This is a genomic window from Persicitalea sp. (assembly GCF_041751555.1).
Classification (GTDB): Bacteria; Bacteroidota; Bacteroidia; order Cytophagales; family Spirosomataceae; genus Persicitalea.
Map to the genome: position 1 here is coordinate 1 of NZ_JBGSXF010000051.1, position 3,278 is coordinate 3,278.

Sequence of the window (3,278 nt, forward strand, 5' to 3'; positions counted from 1 at the left end):
TCTTTAATAGCTTCTTTTAATTCTTTTTCCTTGAATCCGGCGTCCTTCATCAACTTAGGGACGGCATCCTTGCCACTCAGCACTCCTAATAACATCAGTTCGATGCTGACGAATTCGTCGCCGAACTCTTTCAGGTAAGTCTGGGATTTGTTGAGTGCATTAGTCAGATCGGTGCCCATGAAAGTTTGGCCACCGCTTACCTTTGGATAGCCCTTCACGATTGCTTCCAAAGCCTGCGTGAGTGCTACCTGATTGACGTTCAATTTGTTCATCAGGAAGGTGGAGGTATTGACGTCTTCCTGCAAAATGGCTTGCAGCACGTGGCCCGTTTCGACGGCCTGCTGCTGATTAGATTGGGCGATTTGTAAGGCCTTTTGGATCACCTCCTGGGCCTTGATGGTATATTGGTCAAAGTTCATGTTTCTGTGTTTTTATTTTTCAAAAGGCATCTGTCCGAAAAAACAAAAAACTATATCCCACCCGCGAAAACCGGAAAAAATGACCGGTAATGTTCCATTTTTTCTACAATCAACGCCAAAAAGTCAGGAATACAAGCCGACATCAACCAAGTTCAGTCATTTTTTCAATGCTTGTTCGATTTGGTTTTTTCAAAGAGTCAGGATTTAGTGATTGTCTTTGTTTTGAAGTAAATAAAGATTTACGATGAATTAAATTGTATTATTTGGAGGGTTAGAAAACGATGTTAACCTTTGGGGATGCTTTCCAAGGTGCGACTTCGCAAGCTCAACGATGGTGGCCCAATTTCTTAGTGTATGGTTGCGCAAGTACACAATTAGTATTATTCTTAATAATAGTTAAATTATTCTATTATCAAGACTGACATTCAGAACTTCCTTTTTACCAATAAGCGAACGTTATGCAGCGGGAAATCATCGAGTGGCACAGCCCATCTCTCAACAAGAATATGAAGATAGCGGTGTATGGCCACTACGGTACCGCCTTGCTCATGATACCAACAGCGGCATCTAACCATCTGGAATACGAAGATTTTGGGTTAATTGACTCGGTACGTTCTTACATAGATTCTGGAAAAGTGAAGTTGTTTTGTGTCGAAAGCATCAACGGAGAAAGCTGGTTGAATCCGTATATGTCAGGCTATGAGCAGGCCGTCCGATACCAAGACTTCAACGACTATATTACCCGGGAGGTGATTCCTTTTATTCATACCTCCACCAGTCCCGAAAATCCTGTAATTTCCTGCGGAATCTCGATGGGCGCATTACACGCCGCCAACCTATTCTTCAAACATCCTGATATAATTCAGGGCGTAGTGGCTCTGAGCGGATGCTACGATCTGAGTGTCTACACGAACGGGTACTACGACGACAACGTCTATTTCAATTCCCCGGCCCACTACTTGCGCAATCTTAACGCGCAGTGGCACCTCGACCTGTACCGCAAAAGCCGTCACATTCACTTCGTGACTGGTTCAGGTGATTACGAAAACCCAGATTCTGCTCGACAAATTTCTGCTATCCTGAACACGAAAGACGTCCACCACGAACTGGACATCTGGGGTCCAGATATGCCGCACGAATGGTGGGTATGGCACAGGATGTTACCGTATTACTTGGAGACGAGGTTTTGAGAAGTGGGTCAAAGGTTAAAGGGTCAAACGGGCAAAGGTGAGTTGAGAGCGTAGTTTAGCCTCAGATCAAAATCTGAGAACACCGTTTTATTCCTTAACCGTTGACCGTTTAACCCCAAAACTAAGCCCCCTTAAACTGCCCCAAAAACCTTACATCATTTTCTGTAAAAAAACGCAGGTCTTTGATGCCATAGCGAAGCATGGCAATGCGCTCGATACCCATGCCGAAGGCGAAGCCCGTATACTCTTCAGGGTCGATGCCGCAATTTGAGAGGACGTTGGGGTCCACCATGCCGGATCCGGCGATTTCTACCCAGCCGGAGTACTTGCAGACATTGCAGCCCGCGCCTTTACAGATGAAGCAGGAGACGTCAATCTCGGCGCTGGGTTCGGTAAAGGGAAAGTAAGAAGGGCGCAGTCGAATTTGGGAATCCTTGCTAAACATTTCTTTGGCGAAGTGAAAGAGAGTATCCTTCAAATCCTTGAAACTTACGTCAGTATCTACGTACAGCCCCTCAACTTGGTGAAAAATGCAATGGGCCCGCGCAGAAATGGCTTCGTTTCGGAAAACACGTCCCGGCATGATCGAGCGGATCGGTGGCTTCTTGTGTTCCATCAGCCTCACCTGCACGTTAGAGGTATGGGTGCGTAACAACACATCGTCCTTGACGTCTCCTGCGCCTTTTTCGATAAAGAACGTATCCTGCATTTCGCGGGCGGGGTGGTTGTCGGGGAAGTTCAGCGCGCCGAAGTTATACCAGTCCGTCTCTATTTCGGGGCCGTCGGCCACGTTGAAGCCCATTCGCTCGAATATTTCGATAATCCGGCGACGCACAATGGTTAGCGGATGTAGACTACCCGTTTGGTTGGGAACTACCGGAAGAGTGAGGTCAACAGAAGATTCTGTGTCGTTGGAACTACCTTCCTCTAACTTCATGCTAAACTTATCAAAACGCTCCTGAACCCGATTTTTCAGCTCGTTGAGCGTTTGTCCCAAGGCGCGTCGGTCTTCCGGTGCGGCTTCTTTGAGGCTACCGAACAGATCAGCGACGACGCCTTTCTTACTGATGAAGCGCAATCGGAAGGTTTCGAGAGCTTCCTCAGTCGTAACCTCGCTTTGGTCTATCTCAGTCAGTAGTTCTTTTACCTTTTCTGTAATCATGTTAAAGTTTGTGACGGCGAGCTGCCCCGAAGCAACTGCCCGTTCTGTTCAGACTCTATGAGTTTTAAACTCATGAATTTGTAATCTCAGGAAGTGCAAAGATAGCTAATATCCGGGCAGACAGCCAGCAAACCTTACGAGCAGTGACCCTAGTACCCCATCAAATTGCCGGGTGCGGTCGGCCCTTGCCGCCTTAGCCCCCGGACGACAAATCCAAGAGATGCTCTTGAAAAAAACAGAAACAGAAGTATATACACTAAAAATCCAATACGTAGAAATACCTGATTTACTAAGTGGCGTTACGCCTTTTTAGAAACTAATTATTTTTAATAAACTGTAAATCAAAATTTTATGAGAAAATAGGTAATTTTACGCATTTTTTTGAAAAAAGCTAACCGTTAAATTTGATCTATCGATTTCATAAAACTAACGGCTATACACGCATGAAAACTTTTTCAAATTATTTGCTCCCCGTCCCTGCTCCCTTCGTTAAGGCCCCCTTCGTAA

Annotated in this window: 3 protein-coding genes; 1 reads left to right on the forward strand and 2 read right to left on the reverse strand. The window is 45.8% G+C overall.

Annotated elements, in window-relative coordinates; genetic code table 11:
* The coding region (locus ACEW8P_RS01645) for a Clp protease N-terminal domain-containing protein (protein ID WP_373511372.1) at positions 1 to 419 on the reverse strand (419 nt) is incomplete at its 3' end.
* 458 nt (positions 420 to 877) lie between these two features.
* Here ACEW8P_RS01645 and ACEW8P_RS01650 point away from each other — a divergent pair.
* Positions 878 to 1,609, forward strand: coding sequence for an esterase family protein (locus tag ACEW8P_RS01650; protein ID WP_373511373.1), 732 nt, complete (start codon positions 878 to 880; stop codon positions 1,607 to 1,609).
* 121 nt (positions 1,610 to 1,730) lie between these two features.
* Here ACEW8P_RS01650 and pheS read toward each other — a convergent pair whose 3' ends face one another.
* On the reverse strand, positions 1,731 to 2,771 hold the full coding sequence (gene pheS / locus ACEW8P_RS01655) for a phenylalanine--tRNA ligase subunit alpha (protein WP_373511374.1): 1,041 nt from the start codon (positions 2,769 to 2,771) through the stop codon (positions 1,731 to 1,733).
* Positions 2,772 to 3,278: the final 507 nt, after the last annotated feature.

What these genes read in the sequence shown, in the direction of transcription:
- ACEW8P_RS01650 (WP_373511373.1), top strand. Translation starts at nt 878, where the DNA reads ATGCAGCGGGAAATCATCGAGTGGCACAGCCCATCTCTCAACAAGAAT.
- pheS (WP_373511374.1), bottom strand. Translation starts at nt 2,771, where the DNA reads ATGATTACAGAAAAGGTAAAAGAACTACTGACTGAGATAGACCAAAGC.